A 241-nucleotide genomic window follows, 5' to 3' on the forward strand; every position below is an offset into this window, starting at 1 on the left:
ATCCTTATCATGTAATGGAGATTCAACCCATTGTATATGTTCATCATCTAATATATCTCTCCAACCTTCAGAAACACTTTCTGGGTAAATTACAAACGTCCAATTTCTAGTTCTTACATTACCTTGTGATGCTTTATTCACCATGATATAATTACCTCCGAATACAAGTTTATGCTGCCATAGCCACATGGCAGTATTTTTTTATCTATTTTTATGTTTTTTATCAAAATCTTGCAAAGCC

1 protein-coding gene is annotated in these 241 nt (G+C 32.4%); it reads right to left on the reverse strand.

Translation table 11 applies throughout. The annotated features are described in order from the left end of the window. Positions 1–189 (reverse strand): Rep family protein (locus SH09_RS12890; protein ID WP_327083209.1); only part of this gene is annotated, 189 nt, incomplete at its 3' end. Between the last annotated feature and the right edge of the window lie 52 nt (positions 190–241).

Origin of the sequence: Staphylococcus gallinarum (assembly GCF_000875895.1) — a bacterium.
Taxonomy (GTDB): Bacteria; Bacillota; Bacilli; order Staphylococcales; family Staphylococcaceae; genus Staphylococcus; species Staphylococcus gallinarum.